Below are 24,429 nucleotides of genomic sequence, written 5' to 3' on the forward strand. Positions count from 1 at the left end.
GCCCGTTGGGGCCACCACCCCAAGGTGGCGGCGGCATCACCGACCACGATGGCGTTCGGGTCATAGAGGACTGCCGCACGGATGCGGGTGATGAGGTCGAGCTCAGCCCCCGATGCCCGGTAGATCCCCGGCAACACGGGAGAGATCGCGCCGCGCCGCAACGCTCGATCAAGCGCTCGGCTCAGCGACGGGTGCTCCCGGCGAACGATCAAACCGTCACGGGCGCGCAACGCCCGTCTCCATGCATGCTCCACGCCTAGACAAGTAGGCGGCGCTTGTCACGGCCCATGATCGAAGTGACGGTCAACCGCCTCTCAGCAGGCTTCAGGTGTGCACGTACCGCTCAAGGAGGCGCCGCGACCCCGATCGAGAGGCGGTTGACCGTCACTTCTGGCCGAGCCCCTGTACCCCCACGCACCACTGCCCTCAGACGCGCCCGTGCCAGGCACGGATCATCGTGATGCGCGCCTCGACCTGGTCGGTCGTCGCGGCCGCGAGCGAAGGGCCCCCGCACTGGCGCCGCAGTTCGGCGTGCACGTGGCTGTGGGGCATCCCCTTCACGCGCGCGTACTGCGACACGAGCATGTTCAACTCCTTGCGCCGCGTCTCCAACGCCCGATGCAGCGACACCTCCGCCGGGACCTTCTCCCGCCGCTCCACCCGCTCGTGACGCCGCACCTGGCGCGCCTGGCGCTCGCGCAGCAGGTGGGAGATCTGGTCGGGTTCCAGCAGCCCGGGCAGCCCGAGGTACTCGGCCTCGTCGTCCGAAGTCGGCACGGCGTGCATCCCGAACTGCTGCGACTCGAACAGTACGTGGTCGAACGTCGCCGCCGAGTCGAGCGCCTCAAACGACCCCAGCAGGTCATCGGACGCCCCCTCAGCGCGGTTCGCCCGCTCCAGGATCGCCTCCGCCTCGGCCCAGACGTCGACCTCGGGCGCCCCCGGCTTCCTTCCGAGCACGTGGTCACGCTGCCGCTCCAGGGACGACGCGTGCGCCAGCACGATCGGCACCGTCGGCAGGAACACGGTCGCCACCTCCCCGCGGCGCCGCGTCCGCACGAAGCGCCCGACGGCCTGGGCGAAGAACAGCGGCGTGGACGTCGCTGTCGCGTAGACCCCGACCGCCAGACGTGGCACGTCCACGCCCTCCGAGACCATCCGGACCGCCACCATCCAGCGGTCCTCGGACCCGGAGAACTCCTCGATGCGCGCGGAGGCCCCCGCGTCGTCCGAGAGCACGACGGTCGGCTTCACCCCCGTCATCGACTCGAGCACCCGTGCGTAGGCGCGTGCGTTGGTCTGGTTGGTGGCGATGACGAGGCCGCCGGCGTCCGGCACGTGGCGGCGCACCTCGCTCAGCCGCTTGTCGGCCGCGCGCAGCACGGCGCCGATCCACTCACCCTTGGGGTCGAGGGCCGTGCGCCACGCCTGGGATGTGATGTCCTTCGTGGTCACCTCGCCGAGGTTCGTGGCCATCTCGTCGCCCGACTTGGTGCGCCACCGCATGGGGCCGCCGTAGTTCATGAACACCACCGGCCGGACGACGTGGTCGCGCAGCGCCTCGGCGTACCCGTACGTGTAGTCGGCCCGCGACACGAGCGAGCCGCCGGGTAGCTGTTCGTAGGTCACGAACGGGATCGGGTTGTCGTCCGAGCGGAAAGGCGTTCCGGTCAGCGCCAGCCGCCGCGTCGCGTACTGGAACGCCTCGCGCACCGACTCACCCCAGGCCAGCGCGTCGCCCGCGTGGTGCACCTCGTCGAGGATCACCAGGGTGTCCATGTTGGCCGTCATCGTCTGGTGGTGCAGCATCGCCGCCGCGACGCCCGCGTACGTGACGGCCACCCCGTCAAACTGCCGCGAGCGCCCGCGCTTGCGCCCGCCGGTGCCCGGGTCGAGCTGGACGCCGACCTTCGCCGCGGCGTCCGCCCACTGCACCTTGAGGTGCTCGGTCGGGGCGACCACGACCACGCGGCGGACGGTGCGCGAGTGCAGCAGTTCGACGGCGATGCGGAGCGCGAAGGTCGTCTTGCCGGCGCCGGGGGTCGCGACGGCGAGGAAGTCACGGGGAGCCTTGGCCATGTAGAGGTCGAGGGCCTCCTGCTGCCAGGCGCGGAGCTTCGTGGCGGTGCCCCACGGCGCGCGCTGCGGGAACGCCGGGCCGAGCCGGTCGAACGCAGATTGGCTCATGCGCGCGCGGGCCTGGCGGGGGCGTTCGGGGAAGGCATAGGTCCCCGACCATAGCTCGCAGGCAAGGGAACGGGTCAAACACCGGGCGAGGCGTGTCCCGCCGAGGGCTTGGGTTGCGGACGCCGAGGGCTTGGGTTCGATCCGCCGAGGGCTTGTCTTCCGGACGCCGAGGGCTTGCCTTCGAACGGGTGGACAGCGGACCGCGCCCAGCGAACACAAGCCCTCGGCGTCCTGAACCGGAGCCCTCGGCGCACCGGAGCGGAGCCCTCGGCGTCCTGAACCGGAGCCCTCGGCGCACCGGAGCGGAGCCCTCGGCGTCCTGGAGCGGAGCCCTCGGCGGATCAGCCGACCAGCTTCTCCAGCGAGTCCAGCAGGGGGACCTGGCCCAGCGTCAACTTGGAGCGGGCCTCCTCGACGGAGAACCAGTCGGCCCGGTCAACCTCAGGATAGGTCTGGAACCGCCCCGACTTGCGCGGCCACTCCACCTCGAAGGTGTTGCTCGTCACGAACGCCAGGTCGGCGGGCGCCTCGACCGCGTACCCCCGCACCCGCTTGCCCGAGCTCAGCCGCACCTCGCCGAGGTCGATCAACTCACCCTCGGGGGGCGTGCACCCGACCTCCTCGGCGAACTCGCGCAGGGCGGCGTCCTGGGGTGTCTCCTCGCCGGGGATGTACATGCCCTTCGCCAATGACCACCCGCCCGCGTCGCGGTGCCCCCAGAACGGGCCGCCCATGTGCACGATGAACACGCGCAAGGTGCCATCCACACGGGTGTATGGCAGCAGTCCGGCGCTGTGTAGGGGCATGGACCCATCGTGCCGCGCCTGTCCAAGAACGTCCACGACCAGCGTGTCCGGCTTGGTGGGGTGGCGTGTCGTGAGGGCTTGTCGTCGGCCCTTCGAGGCTCGCTTCGCTCGCGCCTCAGGGACCCCAGTCGCCCGCACCTCAGAGACCTCCCATGGACGCGAGCGCACCGGGGTGGAAAGGTAGGCACATGAGCGAAGCCAAGGATGCCGACAAGGTCATCGACCCCAAGGAGCAGATGAAGGCCGCCCTCGAGGCGAAGAAGAACGCCGCGCACGCGAACACCCAGGGCGCCCAGGGCGGGCCCAAGGCGTCCGGCGGGCCGCACGGCCAGCAGGGAGGGAAGCGCACGTTCCGGCGCAAGGCCGGGGGCTGATCGGCCGTGCGCGTCTCGATCCCCAAGGAGACGAAGGTCCACGAGTACCGTGTCGCCATCACGCCGGTTGGTGTGCACGACCTGGTCGAGGCTGGCCACGAGGTGCTGGTCGAGTCCGGTGCGGGCGCAGGCTCGGCCATCCAGGATGCCGACTACGAGGCCGTTGGCGCCCGGATCGTTGACACGGACGCCGCGTGGTCGGGTGACCTCGTCCTCAAGGTGAAGGAGCCGACCGACCAAGAGTTCGGACGCCTGCGCGACGACATGGTGCTGTTCACCTACCTGCACCTCGCCCCGGACCGTCCCTTGACCGAGGCGCTCCTCAACGCGGGCACGACCGCGGTCGCGTACGAGACCGTCCGCCTCCCCAACGGGCAGCTGCCGCTGCTGTACCCGATGTCGGAGGTGGCGGGTTGCCTGGCGCCGCAGGTGGGCGCGAACGCGCTCCTGCGCGCCCACGGAGGCCGCGGCGTCCTGATGGGCGGGGTCGCAGGGGTGCCCAGCGCGAAGGTCGTCGTGCTCGGCGGCGGCATCGCGGGGCAGAACGCGACCAGCGTCGCCCTCGGCATGGGCGCGGACGTCACCGTGCTCGACACCGACCTCAACAAGCTCCGCGACATCATGTGGAAGTTCGACGACAAGGTCGACACCCTCGTGTCGTCGACCCTGACCGTCCGCGAGCAGGTGCTGGCGGCGGATCTCGTGATCGGCACCGTGCTCGTCCCCGGCGCCCGGACGCCCAAGCTCGTCACCAACGACATGGTCGCCCAGATGAAGCCGGGCGCCGTGCTCGTCGACGTCGCGGTCGATCAGGGCGGCTGCTTCGAGGACTCCCACCCGACCACGCACGACGACCCCACGTTCACGGTGCACGACACGATCTTCTACTGCGTCGCGAACATGCCGGGCGCCGTGCCGACCACGTCCACCCAGGCGCTGACGAACTCCACCCTGCCGTACGTCCGCCGCATCGCGAACGAGGGCTGGGCGGACGCCGCGGCCGCCGACCCCGCGCTCGCCGAGGGCCTGAACACCATCGGCGGACGCCTCGCCCACCCCGGCGTGATCGAAGCGTTCCCGGACCTACCCGCCGTCTCACCCCAGGAGGACTGACATGGTCTCGCCCGCTGACCTCGCCGTGCCCGTCGTGGCCGCCCCGATGGCTGGCGGGCCCTCCACCCCGGCGCTGGTCGCTGCGGTGACGGACGCCGGGGGCCTCGGCTTCCTCGCCGCGGGCAACCAGACGGTGGACGCGGTACGCGACCAGATCGCCGTGACCCGCACCCTCACCAGCGGCGCGTTCGGCGCGAACCTCTTCGTGCCCGAGCTTCGCGAGGACGACGCGTCCCACCGCGAGATCAAGCGCGTCGAGGCGTACCGCGCGTCGCTGGCCGCGTGGGCCGACGAGTTCGGCGTCGAGCTACCGCTCCCCCACCCCGACGACGACGCCTGGGACGCCAAGCTCGACCTCCTCGAGGCCGACCCCGTCGCGGTGGTGTCGTTCACGTTCGGCATCCCGTCCTCGAAGGTCGTCCACCGCCTGCAGCGGGTCGGCACGTCGGTGTGGGCGTCTGTCACCTCGGTCGCGGACGCCGTGGTCGCGGCCTCGAGCGGGGTGGACGCCCTCGTCGTGCAGGGCACGCAAGCGGGCGGGCATCGTGCGACGAGCCACTGCATCGATATGCCCAACGAGGCGAGCACGATCGCCCTGGTTGCCGCGGTGCGCTGGGTGGTCGACCTGCCGGTCATCGCCGCCGGCGGCGTCATGGACTCCGACGGGCTTCACGACGCGATCATGGCCGGCGCGACCGCCGTCCAGTGCGGCACGGCGTTCCTGCTCACGCCGGAGGCGGGCACGTCCGCGGTGGTGCGTGCGGCGCTGGTCGACGACGTGTTCACCGAGACCGTCGTGACTCGTTCGTTTACCGGACGCCTCGCGCGCGGCCTGGCCAACCGCTGGACGACCGAGTTCCCGGACGCCCCGGCGTTCTACCCCGCCGTCCACCAGGTCACGTCCCCGTTGCGCGCCGCGGCGGCCGAGGCCGGGGACGCCCAGCGCGTCCACCTGTGGGCCGGCACCGGCTGGCGGCAGGCTCGCGCCGAACCGGCCGCCGACGTGGTGCGTTTCCTCGCGGGTCCCTGAGGCGACGCGAGGTCCCTGAGGTGCGAGCGAAGCGAGCCTCGACGACGACGCCCGTCATGTCAGATGTGCGCGGCGGCCACGATGTTGCGCAGGACGGTGGGCAGGCCCCGGGTGAAGGAGCGGCCGACGATGCGGTCCCAGAGCTTGGCGAGGGGGCCGGTGATGGTGGCGGTGTGGGTGAGCACCCAGGCGTCCGGCTCGACCTCGGCGAGGGGCTCGTGGAGGTCGGGGTCGTCGGCGGGACGCTCAAGGGTGTGCTCGAAGGTGAGCTGGGCGAGCGGCAGCCTGGTCTCGAGGACGAAGCGCATCGCGCCTCGGTCGACCTCGACGAGCTTGAAGGGGGTCTTGAAGCCGCCGCGGGGCTGGATCCAGCCGGTGGCGCCCTTGGCGAGCGGGCCGTTCAGCCGCGCCTTGACCAGGTCGGGGTCGTCGACGGGCCAGTGCTCGACGTCGGTCCAGCGCTCCCAGACGGCCGCCGGGTCGACGGCAGCGGTGACGCTGCGGCTGTGGACACCCATGTTGCAAACCCCCCTTGTGACGGCTCCATTGTGGGCCCCCACGCAAGGGCGGGGGCATGGGCGTCCAGATCGGTGGGCCAGAATGGCCGCATGACGGCTCACCCGCGCAAGATGGTTTTCCTCGACGTCGACGGCACGTACCTGGCCGGCGACAGCGTCCCGCCCAGTGCTGCGGACGCCGTGCGCGCGGCCCGGGCGAACGGTCACCTCGTGCTGCTGTGCACCGGCCGAGCCCTCGTGCAGATCTACCCGTGGATCCGCGAGGCCGGGTTCGACGGGATCATCGCCGCCGCCGGAGGCATGGTGATGGTGGGCGAGGAGGTGCTGGCGTCGCGGGCGTTCGCGCCCGAGCTGGTCGACCGCGCCACGACTTGGCTGGACGAGCGCGGCATCGCGTACTGGCTCGAGACGGACGCCGCCCTGCACGCAAGCGCGTCCCTGGAGAGGCTGCTGGAGGACGTCCCGCCGCAGCCCTACCTGGCGATCCCCTTCGAGCCGGTGGGGTCAGAGCGCGGCGAGGTGCGCAAGATCATCCTGATCGGGTCGGACACCCCCCTGGACGAGACCCGCGCCCATTTCGCCGGTGACCTGGACATCATCGGCGCCACGATCCCCGCCCTCGGGGACAACATGGGCGAGCTGGCGCTGACGGGCGTCCACAAGGCGACGGGCATCGAGATAGCCGCCCGCCACGCCGGCGTCGACCGCGCGGACACCATCGGCTTCGGCGACGGCACCAACGACCTGGAGATGCTCGCTTGGTGCGGCGTCGGTGTCGCGATGGGCGACGCCGCGGACGTCGTCAAGGACGCCGCCGACCTGGTCGTCGCGTCGGCCGCCGACGGCGGGATCGCGGAGGGGTTCGCGAAGCTCGGCCTGATCTGAGGCCTGCGCCGCCGGGTCAGGGGCGCGTGGAGAGCGTGAGCGTGGCGTGCGCGAGGGCGTCCGCCATGAGCTCGAGGACATCCGCGTCGATGGCGTCCGTGCGGTCGCAGGCGAGGTGGTAGCAGGGGTCGGCGGGGGCGTCCGGGGTGCCACCGTGGCGGACGGCCTCGCCGCGCGACTTGTCCTCGCCGGCGCCCGTGTAGAGGCCGCCGACGGGGATGCCCGCCTCCGCGAACGGCAGGTGGTCGCTGCCCTCGAAGAACACGATCTCGGGTGGGGTGCCCTGCGCGGTGAGGTAGTCGACCAGCAGATCTTCGATCACCTCGGACCCGTCCGCCCAGCCCTCGCCGTCGCCGTACACGGACGGGACGGCGTTGGGGGAGCCGACCATGTCGAGGTTGAGGTAGGCGGCGGTGCGCTGCGGGTCAGCGAGCTCGCGGACGTAGTGGTGGGACCCGTACAGGCCGTCCTCCTCGCCGCTCCAGAACGCGAAGCGGACGCGGTGGGTGGGCTGCACGCCGAGCGCGGCGAACTGCCGGGCGGTCTCGAGGGCCGCGGCCACCCCGGTGGCGTTGTCGTTGATGCCGGGACCGCCAGCCACCCCGTCGAGGTGCGCCCCGATGACGATGGTGCCGTCCTCGGAGCCGGCGGTGTCGGCGAGCAGGTTGGCCGTCGTAACGCGCTCCGTCGCCCCGTCCGGGGTCTGCCGCTTGTAGGAGAACTCCTGGCGCTGGGTGGTGTAGCCGGCCTCCTTGAGCTGCGCCTCTACGTAGTCGATGGACGCCTCGAACCCCGGCTTGCCCGCCTGCCGGTTGCCGCCGTTGGAGTCGGCTGCGGCTTGGAGCGCCTGGAGGTGTCCGAGCAGGTTCCCGCGCGTGACGGCCTCGGTCAGGCTCGCGGGTTCAACGGTGGCGGACGCGTTGGGTCCGGCTTGGGTGGTCGGTGCGGTCGGTGCCTGTTGGGTTGCCGTCGGGAGGATGCCGCACGCGGACAACACGATCGCGGACGCCGTCGCCACGGCGCTCGTGGCGAGACGCCCGGTGCGGTTGGTCATCCTGCGAACGTACCCGACTGGCCAATCTGGGCGGCTAATCGGAGGCCGTTGCCATCGCCCCCCCCTGGCTGGTGCCATGGGCATGATCTGGGTGGCATACCGCCGGGACCGGCTGTATGCGGACGTGCTCCTCGCCAACCCTGTCTTGATCGACGACCTGCTGGAATTCGACGACGAGGAACCGATAGCCGCGAAGATCGCAAGCCACCTGGCCGTACTCGACACGGCAGCGCTGCGCGCACGATTCGACCCCGCCGCGATGAGTCGGGCAGACGGCTGTCCGTCGGGCATGTCAACGCCGACCGAATTTTGACCCCTTTCTGCCGAACAAAAACTGACCCCCCTCGTTTGATGGTTGTTGTTGGTTCTACTTGTTGGGGCGCCGGTGTCCGCGGGTGCGGTAGGAGTCGCCGTCGAGCCCGATGACGTGGGCATGGTGGATGAGCCGGTCTATGGTGGCGGCGGCGACTATGACGTCGCCGAGGGTCTCTCCCCAGCGGCTGAAGGGCAGGTTCGAGGTCACGATCACCGAGCCGGTCTCGTAGCGGGACGCGATGAGTTGGAAGAACAACGCCGACGCGGTGGTGTCGAAGGGCAGGTAGCCGACCTCATCGATGATCAGCATCCGGTAGCGCTTGAGGCGTCGCAGCTCGCGTTCCAGACAGCCTGCGGCGTGCGCTGCGGCGAGGCGGTTGATCCAGCCGGTGGCCGAGTCGAACAAGACCGGGTGGGACGCTTCGGCGGCTTTCATGCCCAACGCGATCGCCAAGTGGGCCTTGCCCGTCCCCGGTGGCCCGAGCAGGACCACGTTGTCACGTTTCGCGATGAACGTCGTGGTGGCCAAGTGCGCGATCAGGTCACGGGACGCGGCCGGGACGTGGTCGAAGGTGAAGTCCTCCATCGTCTTGATCGTGGGGAAGTGCGCGGCGGCGATCCGCAGCCGGGTTCCGTTCGCGGTCCGGGAGGCGACCTGACGGCGCAGGACGGCCACCAGGTACTCCTCGTGGGACCAGCCGGCGTCGCGGGCCTGGTCGCCGAGGGTGGCGAACGTTTCAGCGATCACGGGGGTCTTCAGTTCCCGGGCCAGGAACGTGACCTCACCAGCGAGGTCACGAGTGAACGTGGTGCTCATCGGGCCACCGCCCCCACGTCGGTGTCCATACCCAGACGGGTCAGGTCGAACATGTCGTCGTAGACGCTCAAGGGTCGCTGCCCGACCTGCTCCCCAGTCATCCAGGCGGTGGGCCTGCCCGCCGTCCGCTGGGTCCGGTAGGCCGTCCGCAGGCTCTTCGCGGTGGCCACGTGGACAGGGTCGGTGATCGTACGACGGGAGTCCCAGCAGCGGGCGTGGCCGGCGACCTGCTGCCCAGCGCAGGTGACCCTCACGGTGGTCAGGTCGTAGTGGACCTCGACGAACCGGCCGATCACAGTGGGGTCGACCGAGTAGTCGGTGCCGGCGACCCGCACGTAGTAGTCCCGACCCAACCGCACCCGTTCTGACCAGCCGATCCGCGGCGGCACCGGCGGCAACGCGGACATCGCCGTCACCTCAGCCTCGAGCCGATCGACGGGCCGGGCGCCCGTGCGCCGCAACAGCCGCTGGTTCGCTCGCGGTAGCCATCCCTCGAGCTGGGTGTTGAAATCAGCCGGTGAGCTGAACTCCCTACCCGGAAGGAACGACGTCTGCAAGAACCCGTTCGCCCGCTCCACCACGCCCTTGGCCTCAGGATCCCGGGGACGGGTCTGGTAGATCCGGGTCCCCAACGTGCCCGCGAACGCACGCGCCCCCACCGTGAGCCGCTGGTGCTGCCCGATCCCGGCCTCGTTGTCCCACACCAGCATCCGCGGTACCCCACCGAAACTGCCCGCCAACAGCTGCCACATGCCCGTCAGCAGATCGCTGGTCTGCCGGGTGGGCAGCAACACCGCGGCGATGAACCCCGACCAAGCGGCCACCATCGTCAACACCGGCGGCACCACCAGCACTTCAGGAGCGACCGGGATCACCTTGGGTGGGAACCACAAGTCGCATTGCACGATGTCGCCCGGCTGGTACTCGGTACGGTCGGCCGGATCGGCATGCAAATAGAACGGCCGCAGCTCGGCGACCTTCGCCCGCAAAACCGACGCCGAATGCTCCCACCCGATCCGCTCCGCGATCACCGTGGCCGGCATGTCCGGCGTCGCCGCCAACAACGCCCGGATCTGCGGCTCGACATCGTCGACCAACGACCCCGACGCCTTGCGTTCGTACTTGGGTGGGCCATCGGAGGCCAACGCGGCCCGCACCGTGTTACGAGCCACCCCCAACTGGCGGGCGATCGCCTTGATAGCCATCCCCTCCGACTTGTGCAGCCGTCGAATCTCGGCCCAATCCTCCACACTAATCACTCCCTCACTCTGTCCGAGGGGGGTCAAATTTCACTCGGCGCCACGGGGTCAGTATTCACTCGGCATCGACAGGCCCTTGCCCGGCTTCTTGTTGTCTCCGTAGTAGGTGAAGTCACCGGTCGACGGATCAAGTTCGTCTGGCCAGTCGAGGTCCTCCCCCGACGTATAGAGAACCACCAAGCGCACGGTCCGCTGTCCGACGCTCCCCCTAAACCTGAAGCCGCCTTGGTTACCGACCGGGACGAGCCTGTTGATGGGGTCGTCGCCCGTGTTGCCCGCGCGTCCACCCCGATACGTCCGGTCAACGACCAGATCAGCGTGCGGTAGGTCCCCGAACTCGACTACGGGCGCCATGGTCACAGCATCCCAGAACCGGGTTTGGGGCTACCAAGACTCGGCTCCGCCAGGGCGCTTCGAACCATTTCCACAGCCTGAGCCGGCTCAACATGCTCCCAGATGCGGAGGACCCTCCAGCCCTCCTCGCGAAGCTTCGCATCGGTATCACGGTCTCGGGCCTCGTTGGTGGCCCTCTTCCAATCCCACCAGGAGGAGTTCCTCGCTGGAGGTTTGCGGTGCTCAGGGCAGCCGTGCCAGAAGCACCCGTCAATCAAGACCGCGAGCTTCTGACGCGGGAAGGCGACGTCGATGCGCCTCCGGGGAGCCCCCGGCATTGGGTACTCGACGCGATACCTCAGCCCCGAGGCATGCAGTGCTCGGCGGACGGCGAGCTCGGGAGCCGTATCGCGCCGCGCGAGCTGCGAGAACTTGGCGTGGACTGACGCGGTCGCGGCCTCGCGAGCTGGCTCACGAGTCATCTCGAACAAGTTCGTAGAACGGCGTCGCACGGATAACCCGCCCGGGTTCATCAAGTCCCTTGTAGAGGGCGTAGTGAACCTCAAGGGAACCTACTGAATCAGCCACCCGTTCACTCACCCGAATGCCAACCTTGTCCAGATCCCGCTCATTCACCGAAGGAACCTTGTGCACGAACCAGGTGAGCAGGGGCTCCGACCAGTCGTTCTTGCGGGTCCTGAAGTGGGACAGGAACTGGGACGACAGGATGACTCCGACTCCGTACTCACGCCCTTGGAGGAGCAGGTTCATGAGTACCTCGAAGTCATAACGCAGGATGTTGACAGCCTCATCAACCAAGAGGAACGAGTTCAGACGACGGAGTTGGGGCGATGCCCCTTCGAAAGGCCACTTCCGCTGCCGCGTCATATACCCGTAGTACTCATTGAGGAAGAGCGCCACCAACGAGTTCTTGCCATCCTGATCGTTGCCCAACTCATTGACGGCCAGCACCACTACTGAGTCGCCGAGCAACTCGTCGAGTGACTGGGTCGGACCACGCCCATCAATGAAGATGTGGCGCATTACGAAGTTCGAGAGTATAGAAGTCACGGAGTCCGGTCGTCCGTCCTCGCGGTACCGCTCCAGTACAGAACTCAGCGTCGGGGCTTCGCCGGCCCGCTCCCGATACAGATCGAGGATCGTCGTGGTGAGCCGCTCTTTCTGGACCGGACCCACCCCGGCATAGATCCTCCCGAGGACGTCACAGAACTCGACAGCCACCTCGTATGCCGCGCGCTCGGAGTACTCGCCACGAATCGCCAGGGGGTTCAGCGGAATGTCTTCGGGGTGCAGAACCCGTCCTCCCACCGCCTCTAGGAACTCAGGGTCCTGAAAGTCCCTCTTGTAGTCGAAGATCAGGAAGCTCAAGGGGTTCGGCTGGTTCGCCTTGGCTTGGCGGCGCAATTGATAGACCAACGCCTTCAAGAGCTGCGTCTTGCCCGTGCCGAGATCTCCCGCCACCCCGATGTTCATCTGGTTGAGCCGGGTGTTGGACGGCCACAGAGATGGCCGATCTTGACCAAGTGATCCTCGGTAGTCACCGAGATCGAACTTGATACCCGACCCACGGAGCGTGTCGGCGAGCGGAGACTGGGCCAACGCAACGTTCGCTGCCGCATCCCCCGAGGGAACGACAACTGGCTCCTGAGCCCGTTCGGAGGGCTCCAGAGTCGTGCCCGAGTCCACAGGCGTTACGTGCACTTGGTCCTCGAGGGGGACCTCGCGCGTTGCCCACTCGACGACCTTCGCCCACTGCGCGATCACCTCGTGGTCGGTTTGCTCCGACACGGCCTGGAAGACCAGGCGCGGGCGCGCAATCAGGCATCCGTAGTTCTCTGCTGCCGCTTCCACGTCCGTGTGCACATGGAAACCCGGTTGGACGTCATCGCCGTGCTGGAAGTAGACAACCACGGGGCTACCGACCTGCAGGGCTGACTCGCCACGGACGAGGGATTGCAGGACTTCGGTACTAGTAGGCGCCAGGTCACCATGGGTCTCGTCGCTCAGGCGAAGTCCACTCTCGATCAGGGTTGCGAACGCGTTATCCCAAAGATCCGCATCGGTTGTGCCATCGATCAACTTGCGGCGCTCCAGTGCCTGCTTGAGCGACTGCACGGTGGCTGCCACTTGGCCGACTGCCTCGCGCGTTGCCGCGCCGGGCTGAGGGAGGGCGTGGCTATCGGCCGCACCGGCACCGTAGAACTTGATCTCGATCGGCACGAGCACCACAGATTGCCGCCGGATCCGCGCCAGTAACACGTCCGCCCGCTTGGAAGCGTTCCCGGCCGGGCTGCCACCCATCGCTTCGAGGAACGTGTCGCACGCGTCCAGAGGGAGTGCAATGTCGACTGCATCCCGCGTCTGTGCCGCATCCAGCAACTCGTAGGTCAAGTAGAAACCGAGCGCTCCTGACTCGTGTGTGTCGCCCCGCGTGAACAACGACGACAGTCCGAGCCCGCGGGTCCCCAGTCTCTCGAGGACCCGATGCGACAGAAGCCCGAGTTGTTCATCATCGACAGCCGTGATGCTCCGTAGCTTGTCCAGGAGGTTGCGCTCAAGGGCAGGCGCTACGCGAGCGACGGTCACGTAGGGCCTCCGTTCGATGTGACCGCCCTGACCACCTTTACCTCCTTGAAGGTAAGGCGGACGCCATTCCCAGAGGAGACGTTTCGTCCCCGCCGTCGGCGCCTGCTCGACCAACAGTGCCCCAAGCGCACCCGGGCTCAGAAAGGCTTCTCCCGACACAGTCCAATCAGCCTCGGTGTCCACGAGGTAGCTCTGAGCCAGTCGAATCGCCAGGTCGGACGACTCGGGAGTCGATTCCAGCGCGTGGAGGGCAGCGTCGAAGCTGGCCCAGCCAGTCGGCGCCAGGGTCGTCGAGGAGGACGCCTCACTGTCTGCCACGAGTTCTGCCGTCGAGAAGCGCCGGAGTGGGATCTTGCCGGCAACCTGTTCGCTCTTGAGCCGGGCCTCCTTGGCACGGATCTGCGCACCCGAGTCCTGCAGCAGCCGGATGTTGCTCCGGAGATTGCTTCCGAGCTTTGGCCGATATCGGGACCACGTCACGACCGAGCTACCGCCGTCGACGAGTTTGGTTAGCTCATCTCGGGGGAGGTCACCTGCTCGGTGCAGGGAGTCGAGCACCCGCACTCCTTGGAGCCGCCCCTGCCCGGTCCACGAACGGATGGTGGCCAGCACCGCTGTATCGACCTCGGCCAGCCGCGGAGAATCCGCTGAGGCCGAGAGGTCGATCGTAAGGCTGGGCACATGAGGATGCGCCCGTCGGAAGTCACGCAGGGCCGCCTCCGCCGCCGAAGCGGTAAGCCCACTGGGGGAGGAGCCGGGAGCCGGCTGCCCCATGATTCGCTCAGGGCTGGCGAGTGCCTGCCCCTGATTAGTCGAGACCGGGACCATCAGGGACCAAGCAGCAAAGATCTCCCCCGGACCAGAGTCGCTCGGGATTGCCAAGACCTTCCCGCTCGGAGTCGGCGACGGCCCGATCAGAGGGAAGGCCCATCCCTCAACGACACCAACGAGACCCAGTGCTTCCTGAGATGCATCTTCGAGGGTGGCCTCTGTGGCCGCCAACCAAGCGAGCCGAACGGGGTGAAGCGGGCTCACGAGAACCGCGGTGCAGTTAGCCCCATCCCACACGCTGATGCTGAAGGGGAAGCATGCCCAGAACCGGTGGAAGTTGTTCTTCCCCGACGCAAGCTCGACCAGTTCGGAGTACGACTGTAGGTACTCGTCGAGAACTCCGGAGTCCTCGTCGAACAAGGAGCGCCAAGCCACCTTGCTCGGCCACCTGGCCGGGTCGCCCAGCCGCTGGAGAATCGCAGCAGCTGCCTTGGTGAACCGCTTGGCTTCGTCGGAGGACGCGAGGCTAGCGCTCACTGAGAGCCCCGTCTGAGCAGCCCAGTGCCCAGCGAATCCGTTCGGGGCAATCACCCGGTGGTCACCATGGACATTGAGGGCGTGGTCACTCAATTCGTCCCCTTCAGCGGGGAGGATGCAGTGGCCTAGCGCTCCGAGCAGAGCCTCGGGCTCACGGCTGGCAATGAACTCCTCGTAGATCCCCCGCACCATCCGCCTTGCAGGCTCGGGCGCTCGTCCTCGGAAGTAGGGCTCGGAGAACGGTGCAGCAGCAAGCGGGGTCTCATAGCGAGGGTCGCCCTCCGGACTGAGCAGTTGCAAGGTCGCATCGCCAATGCTCACCGTGGCGGACGCCTGGGCAGGACACTCGGCGTAGGAGAATCCCACGCGCCCCGGGAGTGGCAACAGGCCCAGTTCCTCCGACGAGGACTCGCCTCCCCAGACAAGGACCAAATGCGGCAAGTCGGCGAGGTTGTGCGTGAACACCGTCTCTTCCTCGTCGACCCTTTCAGGCCCGCAGTACTTGGCGGGGCTGAGGGCACCCCCAGCACGCCGTGGGAACACCAAGGCCCCCAGAGGTGAGGGGAGCAAGGTCAACGCGGCCTGGGCTCGCGAATTCACTCGCCCAAGGAGGTCTGGGTCCCGCGTGGCATCAAGGCTCAACGTGACACGAATCGGCTTGATGCTGGCTCGCGGCTTAACCTCGACGTATCCGCGTACCATCGCGCGGTTTCCTCGAATCCGCGTCTCCAGCTTGCGGAACTTGGCGTATGCCGGCTTCGAGACGAGCTCTATGTCAATCGACTCATCGGGCCTCAACGCCTCCACGACTACACCAACCCAGAACTCCTGCGACGTCCACATCTCCTCGCCGTCCAAGAGCGACAGCGGCGCCGGGCTGCCAGGGCCGGCCAGTTCAAGCTCCTCCCCGTCGATGGATTCCAGGTGGAGCGGCTCCTTGCTGGTCTCAGGAGCCTCGAACAACGAACGATGCATGTGGGACCACGCTGTCATCGCCTTGGGAGACCCCGTAACCGCCATCTGCAAGGCACGGAAGACGCTTCCCTCGCGAATGACGTTTTCGTCGAACTCGGCCCAATCGATCTCCTCCCACTTTGCTGACGGGTCCGCGACGGCGACGTGGGCCATCGTCACCTCGATCTGGGTGCTGTCTACCCACCAGTCCTCGGTCGCCTTCACGAACTGCCCAGGTGCCGTCGTAGCGCCCCATTTCTTGGTGACCTCGGGTTGCGGCAGACCGAATGCAGTCCACACCCACCGGTCAAAGGCCTCTTCGAAGGACTCCTTGCCTGGGCTTACCTCGGCGGCCCGTAGGACGCCGATCAAGGTCGCGATGGCCAAGTCCACGTGCTTGTACCAGATGGAGTTCCACGACTCCGTTATGTCTGCACTCTTCTCGTAGATCGACGCAACGACGTCAAGTGCGAGCGTCAACGAAGCAGCAGAGGTTTGCCAGCTGCCTTGTTCAATCACCGTCGACAACTCGGCCTGGATCAGGTTCAGGAGGGCCTCGCCTAGTCGAGCCAACGGGAGGAGTTGGGACTGCTGACGAGGGAACCCCGGCCCCACGGCCTGCCTGTAGGAACCATCAAACGAAGCGAGATCGACCCCGTTCCCGCCAACACAAGCGAGGCGGTCACCCTTCCGGTACTGAATCGCATTCGTTCGGGAAACCCGCGGCAGGCGGTTATCGGAGAGGTCCTCCTCTTCCGAGATGAGGATCGCGTAAGGCGGCGACGCGGGCCGCTCTTGATTGGCGGCGCACACGATGGACTCGGCGAACGAGCGCTCCAGATCACTGGGCAGTTGCACCACCAAGAGTCCGCTCTGACCAGCGCATACTTGCGCGATTGCCTGTGCGACGTAGGAGGCCATGACTACTCCCCTTCCCCAAATGGGCTAGCCACTCGGACCCCATGGTCCGCATCGGCACTTCCTCGTGCGAGACCCGCCGACTCAAGCAGCCGGACCAGTTCCGAGACAGGCGGCCGCAGCCCCAGCCGGGCCAACTCCTCAACGATCCTGCCCACATGGTTGGACGCGCCCGGCGCGGGCGCGGCAAGGCCCGCCACCATGGCAACCCATTCAGTCCCCGGGTCTAGCAGGGTGACATTGGTGCCACGCGGAACCAAGAGCCCATAGTGGTCAGACTGGTCGCGTCGAACGAGGGCGTAGAACACAGTTTCGTAGACGTTCTTCAAGGCGCTCGGGCGCGAGCTCTCGGACAGCGCGGCCTTGGCCTCATTGAGGAATGCCGGGTTCGAGGCCCAGCCCCGGCCGGAGGGGTCGCCTTCAACCACGGCCCAGCGGGCCATGACGTTTCGAAGCCGCCCTCCCTCATCGATTCTGCGCCTCATAGCTGGCCTGACGCTGCGCGAGCTCGGTGGGAGATAGGCGGCCGGCCAAGGGAGCAACTCCGGTTGACCCATATCCAAGGCATCCGCCAGTGTCCTGCTGCTGAGGATGCCCTGGAGGACGGACCGGTACCTCTCCGCCTCCCACAGGAATCCAAACGCCAAACCCATACGCAGGGTGGTGGTTGCCCAGTCGATCCAGACGCGCGGCGGGAGAGCGTCAACCCATTCGTTGCTGGTCAGCTTCACCCACGAGTCATGCAACCAGCCGAAGGGCGAATTGGGATAGGCCCCACGAAGGGAGTCAACCTCAGCTCTGGCGACCTGAGGGCGTTCACGATACTCCCCATAGAGTTCCACGAAAGCCGCATCCACGCGCGCGAGGACGGAGTCGGTGTCTACTCTCCGGCTTGCGGCGGATAGCCAGCGGGAAGCCATCGTGGGGCCGTCGCTTTCAGAGGACGGGGAGCCCATTGCGAACATCGCTTCCAAGATGGCTGCGTAGTTCACCGGATTGGCAAGCCCCGTCATACCCGTCGTGTCTTGGAGGAGCGCCAGGGCTGGGGTCATGGGACTTGCCGCCTGAACCTTGGCCCGAGTGGGCCGAACACCGGCGATGCTGTTGAGGAATGCCTTCGGTACGACGTTGCCTTCGAGTTCGTGGCTGATACCAGCTTCGGTGAGGGCGTCGCCGAACTTGACCAAGGCGTCACCAGTCGGCCGAGTTTCCTCACCCTTTGTCTTGGTGGAGGTCCGGTCAACCACTTGGTACTTGCGCCCTGCCGAAGTGCGAACGTCGGCGTACTCGAGGACTTCCCATGCGAGCGCCGAGATCAGTGTCTCTGCAGAAGGGACGTACTGAGGTCGGTTGAGGGGGAGAACCAGCGGGACAGCGTTCAACGTCGGCTCCTCAGTCGGTTTCGACAGAAATCTGGTCGTCACGCATCCCGTGCTCGACCGCCAGCGGGGGGTTCTGCGCCAGCCTGCTAGACACAAGCCGTCGAGCCCGGAACCGCTCAACACGCGGTTCAGTCTGCTCCCGAGCCTCGGTCATCCCGAGCCAATCGTCCGAGCAGGTCATCGCCTCCCTCAGGAGGTCGAAGTCGAGCAATACCGAACCAATGGGCCCGCCGTCCTCCTTGACGGTGAGGTGCAGCGCTTCGCCCTCCCTTCGAGTCCCAAACTGGAACGCGCTTGCTCGAAGTGCAAGCGTGGGTTGCGCCACATATCCCAAGATCGGCTCGGTTCTGCTGGCGTAAAGGGGGACGACCGGATTGGAGTCCAGCGAGGACGGGTCGCGCCGAGGGCTCAACAGGGTCCGCAGGGGGCCACCGAGAACGTCAGGAAGCGTCGGGCTGAGTGCCCACGCCCCCGTCCAGGCCGTCACGACCTCGCGGAACGCAGGCACGCCCATGGCGGCGGCATACATGCGGGTGAGGTACCTTCCGTACCAGGCCGTTGCCGACGCCCGCTGCTCGGGCTTCGCGGTGGTGCAGTAGTTCCGGAAGGCGAGGTCCACACTTCGGTCGAAGGGCTGAATGACGCCGTGTCGCTCCCGAGGCATCTCCTGCTCGAGGCTGTCGAGCGGCGAACCCCCAAGTGCTGTGCTGCTGAACGCATCGAGAACGGGCGAAGCCCAACCACCATCCGGTCGGGCTATGTTGCCGGGGCGTGCGTCCAGAAGCGGGTCGATGCGACGCGTAAAGCGGAGAACCGGGTCCTGGGCCATGCCCGGGTCGCCCGTCTCCATTCCACCGAAGAGGCCGACGAAGCTCCGCAACTGTGCGAGCTCCTGAAGCCGGGCGAAGGTGTCCTGCTCATTGGCGTCCTCAGGGGGCATCCGATCGGCGATGTAGGTAGTGGCTGGAACCGGGCCCATGCGTAAGGGCAAGTCGCCGAAGATTGCCCTGCAGATGGATCCCCAGAGCTCGCGGTAGGTGAAGCGCTCTCCAAGTGCGATCTCCGCTCCGCGCATGAGCTGAAGATGACCGCATAGGACTGCAGGGTCTTGCAGTGCTTGGATGTTGGCGCGAACAGGATCCCATTCGGGCGCCACCACGGACGGCCACGTCAACGAGTGCGCCACCTTGCTGAAGAGGATGCCCGCCGGGGTCTTGGCACGGTCGACCTTGCTGAACTGACCAAGCCTGTACTTCTTCGGCGCCAGGTCCCCACCAGAGAAGTGCACTTGCGGCTTCTCTTCGAACAGTGAACAGGTGTCGATCAGGACGGCGGCCAGAAGTGCGGAAGCAACTCCGTCCTCACCCACCAGCGCCCCCACCCGCAGGTAGTCCTGAGCCTGGATCGCCTCGACAACATGCGCTCCGTCCCCTGCCGTGAGCCAATCAGCTATCTGGTGTGCACGCGAACCGCCGCGGCTGGTCGCCGCATCTGCCAAGATCCCCCGGTTGATGCACGCGATGAGGTGATCCCCACGGTCGATGGCCTCCTGGATGTCCCCCAGGATGCCGTCACCCTCCGTAGCGATGGTCGCATCATTGATCAAGGTCAACGGCCCCGCGGGCGTGCGGTAGCGGTAGGTCCTGTGGGCCAGGTCGCTGTTCTGGGGGTCTATCTCCTCGAGACCAGCAACCAAGCTAGAGGCAGCCTGCGACTTGCCGCCCCCGGGCCCCCCGACGAAGAAGAGGAACCGGCGGGGACCATCAGCCCGCAGCCCGTCGACGAACCACTGGCACGCCTCTTCCACACCAGCAGCAGGCGGACCCATGGCCGCCGGCGGGGCCTTCAAGTTTGGATCTGCAGCCACCTTGCTGCCGCCGGTAGCCAATGACCAGACGACCTCGACATCGAGACCGGGGGTAGGTTCCACGCTCTTTGCTCCTCTGGGGTGACTTCGCCCAGGCTACCTGGCTAGGGCTGGCGGTGCGGGGCAAGCCTGCCCCGAACCTCTGAACGACCCGGCGGCAAGACCCTAACGGGTTGCTCCCCAAGCGGCTGGCATGTACCCGCAGGCGTTGTCAGAGTTTGCCGCTATCCTGGCCCGGACGATCGTTAGGACGGGTGGCGTGGGCAGTTTGGTAGACCTCTTCGCGGGCTGTGGAGGGATGTCGTACGGCATGGAGTTGGCTGGGTTCCACTCCATCTACGTGAACGAGCTGAGCCCGGATGCCATGTCCACGTACCGGAGGAACCAACCGCAAGGATCCCTGGCGCTGGATGAGGACCACCAGTCCCATGACATCCACGAGCTCAGCGGAGACCCGGGGCGGCTACGCGAATTGTCGGAGCACCTACGCCAAGTAGCAGGCGGCGACGTTGACTTCGTGACCGGTGGCCCACCATGCCAAGGCTTCTCTCGGATCGGGCACCGTCGCACGTTCAAGCTCGACAAAGAATCGATCCCAAGCAACCACCTCTACAAGGAGATGGCGACTGCAATCGAGGCCATCCGGCCTAAGGCCTTCATCTTCGAGAACGTGCAGGGCCTGATGTCAGCCCGCTGGACACCCAGCGGCAGGAAGGGCGAAATCTGGGAGGACGTGCAGGACACGTTCGGCTCTGTGACCGCCGACGGAGAACCCTATGTCGTGGGACCTGAACTAGTTCATGCAAGGCAGTTCGGAGTCCCTCAAAACCGCCCACGAGTCCTCATCGTGGGTGTGCGAGCGGACGTTGCACGGGCCGCGGGCTTCGAAGGCAAATGGCTTCCGGAAGATATGGAGACAATCACCCCTCCCCACCCTGAGGAACTGCTCGGAGACCTATGCGCAAGCGAGTGGACATCTGGAGGTTCGACCGACTTCTACGCCACGAACCCCCTGAACGAGACCCAGACCGCTCTTCGGACCCGCCGTGACGGGACGGTAATGGGGAAGGGAACCCCTCTCACAGAACAGCAGTTTTCGAACCATTCCCTGAGGGTTCAGGAGCGCTTCCACTTGATCCGGTCGAACAAGGCCATCCCGAAGGAGTATCAGACTAGGAAGTTCAACCAGCGCATGATCCCGCGCCGATGGCCTGAGAGCGGGCCGACGATGACCGTTGCCTCGTTGCCTGACGACTTCGTCCACTACGCCGAGAACCGCGCACCTACCGTCCGTGAGTGGGCGCGCTTCCAGGGGTTCCCGGACTGGTACGAATTCTCGGGGCCGCGCACCACGGGCGGGCGACGGCGGGCCGGCGACCCCTCTCTGGGCGTGTGGACTCGAGACCTCCCCAAGTTCACCCAGATCGGCAATGCTGTGCCGGTCAACCTAGCTGAATGGCTCGGGAAGCATCTGGGGCAGACGCTCAACCTCTAGTCAGCACGCCTCTTGCCGGGCCTGTCAGCATCTAGTAATCGCGGTGGGCAGATCGGACAACCGCGCCATGCTGCCGGTGTCACCACTCGGCCCGTTGGCTCGGCGCACCACGAGATCCCCCATCAGCTCGGGCGTGAGCTGCATCCCCTCGCCGGTGCCGTTGTCGTCCATGATCTCGAGCTGGTTCCCGGAGTTCAGATCCACCAAGGTGACCGTGCGGCCTCTCAGGACCAGTGCCGTGTCGCCTTCGACGGTGACAATGTCGGTGAGCGGGGCCCTTCCAGATCGGGCGCGACTCTCCGGTCACCACGTCGGTCAGGACCAGTTCCTCGGTGCCGTCGACCCTGTCGAGGTCGTGGATCACCTCGTTGCCTCCCTGGAACCGCCAGTAGTCGCCGGGGGAATGAAGGACAGGACGGTCACTTCCTCGAGGGTGTGGCGGTCGTACGCGACCCACGTGCCCTCCGGCTTGAACAGGATGAGGTCCCCCAACAGGATCGGACGACCCGATGCCTCGACCGCCAGGACGACCTCCGGCGTGGCGTCCGGGTCGTCCACCCGGATCTGGGTCAGGCGGTAGCGCTCCGGTAGGGCACCGTCCTCACGGACGAAGTCGACCCAGCGCAGAACATCGCCGTCGACCCAGAAGGCCTCGGGTCCGATGACGTCCCGTTCCTCGACCAGCAGCCGAGGTTCGGCGCCAGCGCCCTCCTGCACGAAGAAGCGCCACCACCGCGGACTGCTGGACGACCACCGCTCCCCGAAGACGATGCGCTCCTCGGTGAGCTCGGCGAGCAGGGGCATCGCTCCTTCGGAAACAGGGGGCAGGGCAAACGAATCGCCCCTCCAACCCGTGGGGGAAGACGCGCTGCACGAGGCGTCCATTCACTTGTCCACCGAGGATGACCGACTCACCGCGGACACCCACCAGCCGGGGGTTGGTACCCAACTCCGACGGCAGCTCCAGGGGTGCCGTGAGCGCCTCGCGCCACGCGTCCCGGATCTCCGGGCAGGACAGCGTCGGCGTCACCACGGGCGACGGGGTGGCGGACGGGGTGGGCGTCGGCGTCCAGCTCGCTGTTGGTGGGGGCGCTGTCGGGGACGCCAGCCGTCGGTGAGCAGGTTGCGGGCGACGGTCCGGATCCAGGCGTCGGGGTGGGGGTGGCGTCCGAACTCGCGGCGCTTGGTCCGCGCCCGGACGCAGGCCTCCTGGACGGCGGCGGCGGCGGCGTCCGGGTCGCCCCACATGGCCGTCACGTGCCCGACGAGCACGGGGTATCGCGCGGTGAAGTACCGGTCGAATGCCTCCGCGTCCATGCCGCCCCATCGGACTCTCCCCCACCCAACGTTCGAGGGGCCCGAAAGGCAACACGCGGCGTCCCGCCCGCGCGGGATTCGTCAGTAACCGGCGAGGCGCGCGAGGTTCGCGGCGATGACCTCCGCGGTCGGCACCGCGTTCGGCCGGACCGTGGTGCCGTGGAGGATGACCCCGTCGAGGTAGTCGAGGAACGCGGGCGCCACGACGTCGCTGCCCTCGACCCCGAGGAGCTGCAGGGCCCCCGCCACGCTGCCCAGGAACCGGTCGTGGCCCGGGGCGTACCGGTCGGGGTCGGCCATGAAGAGCGAGAACCGCACCCGGGACAGCTCGCCGTGGTCGACGACCATCGCCCGCGCGAACGCACCCAGCCAGTGGGTGAAGGCCTCGAAGGTCTCGGGCGGCGCGCTCAGGGCGGCCCACACCTCGAGGTCGCGCTGCTCGATGCGGTCGGCGACGGCGTCCACGAGGGCCTGTCGGGTGCGGAAGTAGTTGGACGTCGTGCCCGCCGGCACCTCGGCCATGGTGTCGACCGCGCGGTGCGTCAGCCCCTTGAGCCCCGCGGCGGACACCACGGCGATCGCCGCGTCCCCCAACTCCTCGCGCCGGCCCATCCACTCCCCCTTGTCGAGTTACTACATTCATAGTAACTTCCCTGACATGGGCACTATTTCTGTAGTAGGCGGCGGCATCGCCGGCCTCGCCCTCGCGGCGACGCTGGACCCCGAGCGCTGGTCCGTGACGCTGCACGAACAGGCGCCCGATCGCCCGCCGGCCGGAGCCGGGCTCGTCCTGTGGCCCGACGTGATGGCCGCGCTCGACAGCATCGGCGTCGGCGATACCGTGCGCGCGAACGCGAGGCTGATCGACCGGTTCGAGCTCGCCGACGGCGCGCGGCGCACCCTGCACGTGATCGAGAACCGGAGCGCGCACCTGGTCACGCGCCCCCACCTCCTCAAGGCCTTGGACGCCGCGGTCCCGGCCTCGGTGATCCGCAGCACCGGGCGGGTCGAGTCGCCTGACGCGTTGGCGGGCGACCTCGTGGTCGGGGCGGACGGCGTCCACAGTGTCGTGCGGCGGACGATGCTCGGCGGCGGCCCCGCCCGGAAGGTCGGCGTCGCCGCGCTGCGCGGGCTGTCGCCGGTCGCCACCGACGGCATGGTCGAGCTGTGGCAGGACGGCGCGCTCTGTGGACTCTCGCCCACGGCGTCCGGGGAGTCGAACTGGTACCTCGCGCACCGCGCCAACGGGGAGTTCGCGAACATCTCGGCCTGGGACGACGCCACCGCCCACCGGGTCGCCCTCGCCCTCGCCGCGCGGTTCGGGGCCGAGGCAGAGGCGCTGATCGGCGCCACTACCCCGGCGGCCATCCTGCGGCAGGACCTCTGGGTCGCGCCGGCGCGCTGGCGGCTGAGCTCGGGCCGGGCGGTCCTGATCGGGGACGCCGCCCACGCCATGGCACCCAATCTCGGGCGGGGTGCCTGCGCGTCCATCTTGGACGCCGTGGCCCTGGGTCAGGCGCTCAACACGATGGACATCCCCCGAGCCCTCCGGCAGTACCAGCGCACCCGGGCCGCACGGACGCAGGGACTGCGGGCGGCGTCCAGCCTGGCCATGAAGGTGTCGATGCTGGAGCGCGGCGCCGGACTGCGCGACCGCCTGGTGCGCCTGGGAGGGTGACCGGGCAGGACTGGCGATCAGGAGCGGCGGCGCAGAGCCTCGCTGACGGACGCGACCTCGTCGGCGACAGTGCCGCAGCCTCCCATCCTTGGGATTCCAGATGCGCGAGGAAGTCGTGGCCGGGCGACAGGTGGTACGTGCGCACGTAGTACGCGACGGCCTCGCTCCACACGTAGGTGCCGTCGCTCCGTGTCGAGATGGGCACCACAGGC

General features: G+C 67.6%; 22 protein-coding genes. 7 read left to right on the plus strand and 15 right to left on the minus strand.

Annotation, left to right across the window (positions count from 1 at the left end; genetic code table 11):
- Nucleotides 1–426: 426 nt before the first annotated feature.
- Both ET989_RS05350 and ET989_RS05355 read right to left on the minus strand, forming a co-directional pair.
- Nucleotides 427–2,187 (minus strand): DEAD/DEAH box helicase, encoded by a 1,761-nt coding sequence (locus ET989_RS05350; protein ID WP_131167532.1) that lies wholly within the window; start codon nt 2,185–2,187, stop codon nt 427–429.
- A gap of 341 nt (nt 2,188–2,528) precedes the next feature.
- Complete coding sequence (locus ET989_RS05355) at nt 2,529–2,993, minus strand: NUDIX hydrolase (RefSeq protein WP_131167533.1); 465 nt, start codon at nt 2,991–2,993, stop codon at nt 2,529–2,531.
- Between the two features lie 188 nt (nt 2,994–3,181).
- Here ET989_RS05355 and ET989_RS05360 point away from each other — a divergent pair, with 188 nt between their 5' ends.
- The 3 genes from ET989_RS05360 to ET989_RS05370 are packed head-to-tail and all read left to right on the plus strand — an operon-like array spanning nt 3,182 to nt 5,510.
- Nucleotides 3,182–3,367 (plus strand): DUF5302 domain-containing protein, encoded by a 186-nt coding sequence (locus tag ET989_RS05360; RefSeq protein WP_131167534.1) that lies wholly within the window; start codon nt 3,182–3,184, stop codon nt 3,365–3,367.
- Between the two features lie 6 nt (nt 3,368–3,373).
- Nucleotides 3,374–4,480, plus strand: a complete 1,107-nt coding sequence (gene ald / locus ET989_RS05365; protein ID WP_131167535.1) for an alanine dehydrogenase — start codon at nt 3,374–3,376, stop codon at nt 4,478–4,480.
- A gap of 1 nt (nt 4,481) precedes the next feature.
- A complete protein-coding gene (locus ET989_RS05370; protein ID WP_131167536.1) occupies nt 4,482–5,510 on the plus strand; it encodes an NAD(P)H-dependent flavin oxidoreductase in 1,029 nt (342 codons plus the stop codon).
- A 59-nt stretch (nt 5,511–5,569) separates the two neighbouring features.
- Here the strand turns inward: ET989_RS05370 and ET989_RS14835 are convergent, their stop codons facing one another.
- Nucleotides 5,570–6,028, minus strand: a complete 459-nt coding sequence (locus tag ET989_RS14835; protein ID WP_165490047.1) for an SRPBCC family protein — start codon at nt 6,026–6,028, stop codon at nt 5,570–5,572.
- 90 nt (nt 6,029–6,118) lie between these two features.
- Here ET989_RS14835 and ET989_RS14840 point away from each other — a divergent pair, with 90 nt between their 5' ends.
- Nucleotides 6,119–6,913: an HAD hydrolase family protein gene (locus ET989_RS14840; protein WP_165490048.1), complete on the plus strand. Its 795-nt coding sequence runs from the start codon at nt 6,119–6,121 to the stop codon at nt 6,911–6,913.
- Between the two features lie 16 nt (nt 6,914–6,929).
- Here the strand turns inward: ET989_RS14840 and ET989_RS05380 are convergent, their stop codons facing one another.
- Nucleotides 6,930–7,967 (minus strand): M20/M25/M40 family metallo-hydrolase, encoded by a 1,038-nt coding sequence (locus tag ET989_RS05380; RefSeq protein WP_131167538.1) that lies wholly within the window; start codon nt 7,965–7,967, stop codon nt 6,930–6,932.
- A 76-nt stretch (nt 7,968–8,043) separates the two neighbouring features.
- On the opposite strand from ET989_RS05380, the gene ET989_RS05385 reads away from it, so the two are divergent.
- A complete protein-coding gene (locus ET989_RS05385; RefSeq protein ID WP_131167539.1) occupies nt 8,044–8,280 on the plus strand; it encodes a hypothetical protein in 237 nt (78 codons plus the stop codon).
- A 54-nt stretch (nt 8,281–8,334) separates the two neighbouring features.
- Here ET989_RS05385 and istB read toward each other — a convergent pair whose 3' ends face one another.
- The 7 genes from istB to ET989_RS05420 are packed head-to-tail and all read right to left on the minus strand — an operon-like array spanning nt 8,335 to nt 19,790.
- Nucleotides 8,335–9,099: an IS21-like element helper ATPase IstB gene (gene istB, locus ET989_RS05390; RefSeq protein WP_131167540.1), complete on the minus strand. Its 765-nt coding sequence runs from the start codon at nt 9,097–9,099 to the stop codon at nt 8,335–8,337.
- A complete protein-coding gene (gene istA / locus ET989_RS05395; RefSeq protein ID WP_131167661.1) occupies nt 9,096–10,358 on the minus strand; it encodes an IS21 family transposase in 1,263 nt (420 codons plus the stop codon). Before istA ends, istB begins: the two co-directional genes overlap by 4 nt.
- Before the next feature lie 48 nt (nt 10,359–10,406).
- The gene (locus ET989_RS05400) at nt 10,407–10,712 is read right to left on the minus strand and encodes a hypothetical protein (RefSeq protein WP_165490049.1); all 306 of its coding nucleotides are present in this window, start codon (nt 10,710–10,712) and stop codon (nt 10,407–10,409) included.
- A gap of 2 nt (nt 10,713–10,714) precedes the next feature.
- Nucleotides 10,715–11,224 (minus strand): very short patch repair endonuclease, encoded by a 510-nt coding sequence (locus ET989_RS05405; RefSeq protein ID WP_338324524.1) that lies wholly within the window; start codon nt 11,222–11,224, stop codon nt 10,715–10,717.
- Nucleotides 11,163–16,481 carry a hypothetical protein gene (locus ET989_RS05410; protein ID WP_131167541.1) on the minus strand — a complete coding sequence of 1,773 codons (5,319 nt, stop codon included), beginning with the start codon at nt 16,479–16,481 and terminating at the stop codon, nt 11,163–11,165. Before ET989_RS05410 ends, ET989_RS05405 begins: the two co-directional genes overlap by 62 nt.
- 2 nt (nt 16,482–16,483) lie before the next feature.
- The gene (locus ET989_RS05415) at nt 16,484–17,860 is read right to left on the minus strand and encodes a hypothetical protein (RefSeq protein ID WP_131167542.1); all 1,377 of its coding nucleotides are present in this window, start codon (nt 17,858–17,860) and stop codon (nt 16,484–16,486) included.
- Nucleotides 17,861–17,870: 10 nt separating this feature from the next.
- Nucleotides 17,871–19,790, minus strand: coding sequence for a hypothetical protein (locus ET989_RS05420; RefSeq protein WP_131167543.1), 1,920 nt, complete (start codon nt 19,788–19,790; stop codon nt 17,871–17,873).
- Nucleotides 19,791–19,920: 130 nt separating this feature from the next.
- Here ET989_RS05420 and ET989_RS05425 point away from each other — a divergent pair, with 130 nt between their 5' ends.
- Nucleotides 19,921–21,222 (plus strand): DNA cytosine methyltransferase, encoded by a 1,302-nt coding sequence (locus ET989_RS05425; protein WP_131167544.1) that lies wholly within the window; start codon nt 19,921–19,923, stop codon nt 21,220–21,222.
- 24 nt (nt 21,223–21,246) lie between these two features.
- On the opposite strand, the gene ET989_RS05430 is transcribed toward ET989_RS05425, so the two are convergent.
- The 4 genes from ET989_RS05430 to ET989_RS05445 all read right to left on the minus strand — a co-directional run bounded on the left by ET989_RS05430 (nt 21,247) and on the right by ET989_RS05445 (nt 23,151).
- On the minus strand, nt 21,247–21,426 hold the full coding sequence (locus tag ET989_RS05430) for a hypothetical protein (RefSeq protein WP_131167545.1): 180 nt from the start codon (nt 21,424–21,426) through the stop codon (nt 21,247–21,249).
- Nucleotides 21,427–21,582: 156 nt separating this feature from the next.
- A complete protein-coding gene (locus tag ET989_RS05435; protein WP_131167546.1) occupies nt 21,583–22,026 on the minus strand; it encodes a hypothetical protein in 444 nt (147 codons plus the stop codon).
- 222 nt (nt 22,027–22,248) lie between these two features.
- Nucleotides 22,249–22,539 carry a sigma factor gene (locus tag ET989_RS05440; protein ID WP_131167547.1) on the minus strand — a complete coding sequence of 97 codons (291 nt, stop codon included), beginning with the start codon at nt 22,537–22,539 and terminating at the stop codon, nt 22,249–22,251.
- Between the two features lie 81 nt (nt 22,540–22,620).
- On the minus strand, nt 22,621–23,151 hold the full coding sequence (locus tag ET989_RS05445; protein WP_131167548.1) for a TetR/AcrR family transcriptional regulator: 531 nt from the start codon (nt 23,149–23,151) through the stop codon (nt 22,621–22,623).
- A gap of 46 nt (nt 23,152–23,197) precedes the next feature.
- Here ET989_RS05445 and ET989_RS05450 point away from each other — a divergent pair, with 46 nt between their 5' ends.
- Nucleotides 23,198–24,217: an FAD-dependent monooxygenase gene (locus tag ET989_RS05450; RefSeq protein WP_131167549.1), complete on the plus strand. Its 1,020-nt coding sequence runs from the start codon at nt 23,198–23,200 to the stop codon at nt 24,215–24,217.
- The last annotated feature ends 212 nt before the right edge of the window (nt 24,218–24,429 follow it).

The sequence above is a fragment of the Propioniciclava sinopodophylli genome (genome assembly GCF_004324755.1).
GTDB classification, from domain to species: Bacteria; Actinomycetota; Actinomycetes; order Propionibacteriales; family Propionibacteriaceae; genus Propioniciclava; species Propioniciclava sinopodophylli.

What these genes read in the sequence shown, in the direction of transcription:
- ET989_RS05350 (WP_131167532.1), bottom strand. Translation starts at nt 2,187, where the DNA reads ATGAGCCAATCTGCGTTCGACCGGCTCGGCCCGGCGTTCCCGCAGCGC.
- ET989_RS05355 (WP_131167533.1), bottom strand. Translation starts at nt 2,993, where the DNA reads ATGCCCCTACACAGCGCCGGACTGCTGCCATACACCCGTGTGGATGGC.
- ET989_RS05360 (WP_131167534.1), top strand. Translation starts at nt 3,182, where the DNA reads ATGAGCGAAGCCAAGGATGCCGACAAGGTCATCGACCCCAAGGAGCAG.
- ET989_RS05370 (WP_131167536.1), top strand. Translation starts at nt 4,482, where the DNA reads ATGGTCTCGCCCGCTGACCTCGCCGTGCCCGTCGTGGCCGCCCCGATG.
- ET989_RS14835 (WP_165490047.1), bottom strand. Translation starts at nt 6,028, where the DNA reads ATGGGTGTCCACAGCCGCAGCGTCACCGCTGCCGTCGACCCGGCGGCC.
- ET989_RS14840 (WP_165490048.1), top strand. Translation starts at nt 6,119, where the DNA reads ATGACGGCTCACCCGCGCAAGATGGTTTTCCTCGACGTCGACGGCACG.
- ET989_RS05380 (WP_131167538.1), bottom strand. Translation starts at nt 7,967, where the DNA reads ATGACCAACCGCACCGGGCGTCTCGCCACGAGCGCCGTGGCGACGGCG.
- ET989_RS05385 (WP_131167539.1), top strand. Translation starts at nt 8,044, where the DNA reads ATGGGCATGATCTGGGTGGCATACCGCCGGGACCGGCTGTATGCGGAC.
- istB (WP_131167540.1), bottom strand. Translation starts at nt 9,099, where the DNA reads ATGAGCACCACGTTCACTCGTGACCTCGCTGGTGAGGTCACGTTCCTG.
- ET989_RS05400 (WP_165490049.1), bottom strand. Translation starts at nt 10,712, where the DNA reads ATGGCGCCCGTAGTCGAGTTCGGGGACCTACCGCACGCTGATCTGGTC.
- ET989_RS05405 (WP_338324524.1), bottom strand. Translation starts at nt 11,224, where the DNA reads ATGAACCCGGGCGGGTTATCCGTGCGACGCCGTTCTACGAACTTGTTC.
- ET989_RS05410 (WP_131167541.1), bottom strand. Translation starts at nt 16,481, where the DNA reads ATGGCCTCCTACGTCGCACAGGCAATCGCGCAAGTATGCGCTGGTCAG.
- ET989_RS05425 (WP_131167544.1), top strand. Translation starts at nt 19,921, where the DNA reads ATGTACCCGCAGGCGTTGTCAGAGTTTGCCGCTATCCTGGCCCGGACG.
- ET989_RS05435 (WP_131167546.1), bottom strand. Translation starts at nt 22,026, where the DNA reads ATGCCCCTGCTCGCCGAGCTCACCGAGGAGCGCATCGTCTTCGGGGAG.
- ET989_RS05440 (WP_131167547.1), bottom strand. Translation starts at nt 22,539, where the DNA reads ATGGACGCGGAGGCATTCGACCGGTACTTCACCGCGCGATACCCCGTG.
- ET989_RS05445 (WP_131167548.1), bottom strand. Translation starts at nt 23,151, where the DNA reads ATGGGCCGGCGCGAGGAGTTGGGGGACGCGGCGATCGCCGTGGTGTCC.
- ET989_RS05450 (WP_131167549.1), top strand. Translation starts at nt 23,198, where the DNA reads ATGGGCACTATTTCTGTAGTAGGCGGCGGCATCGCCGGCCTCGCCCTC.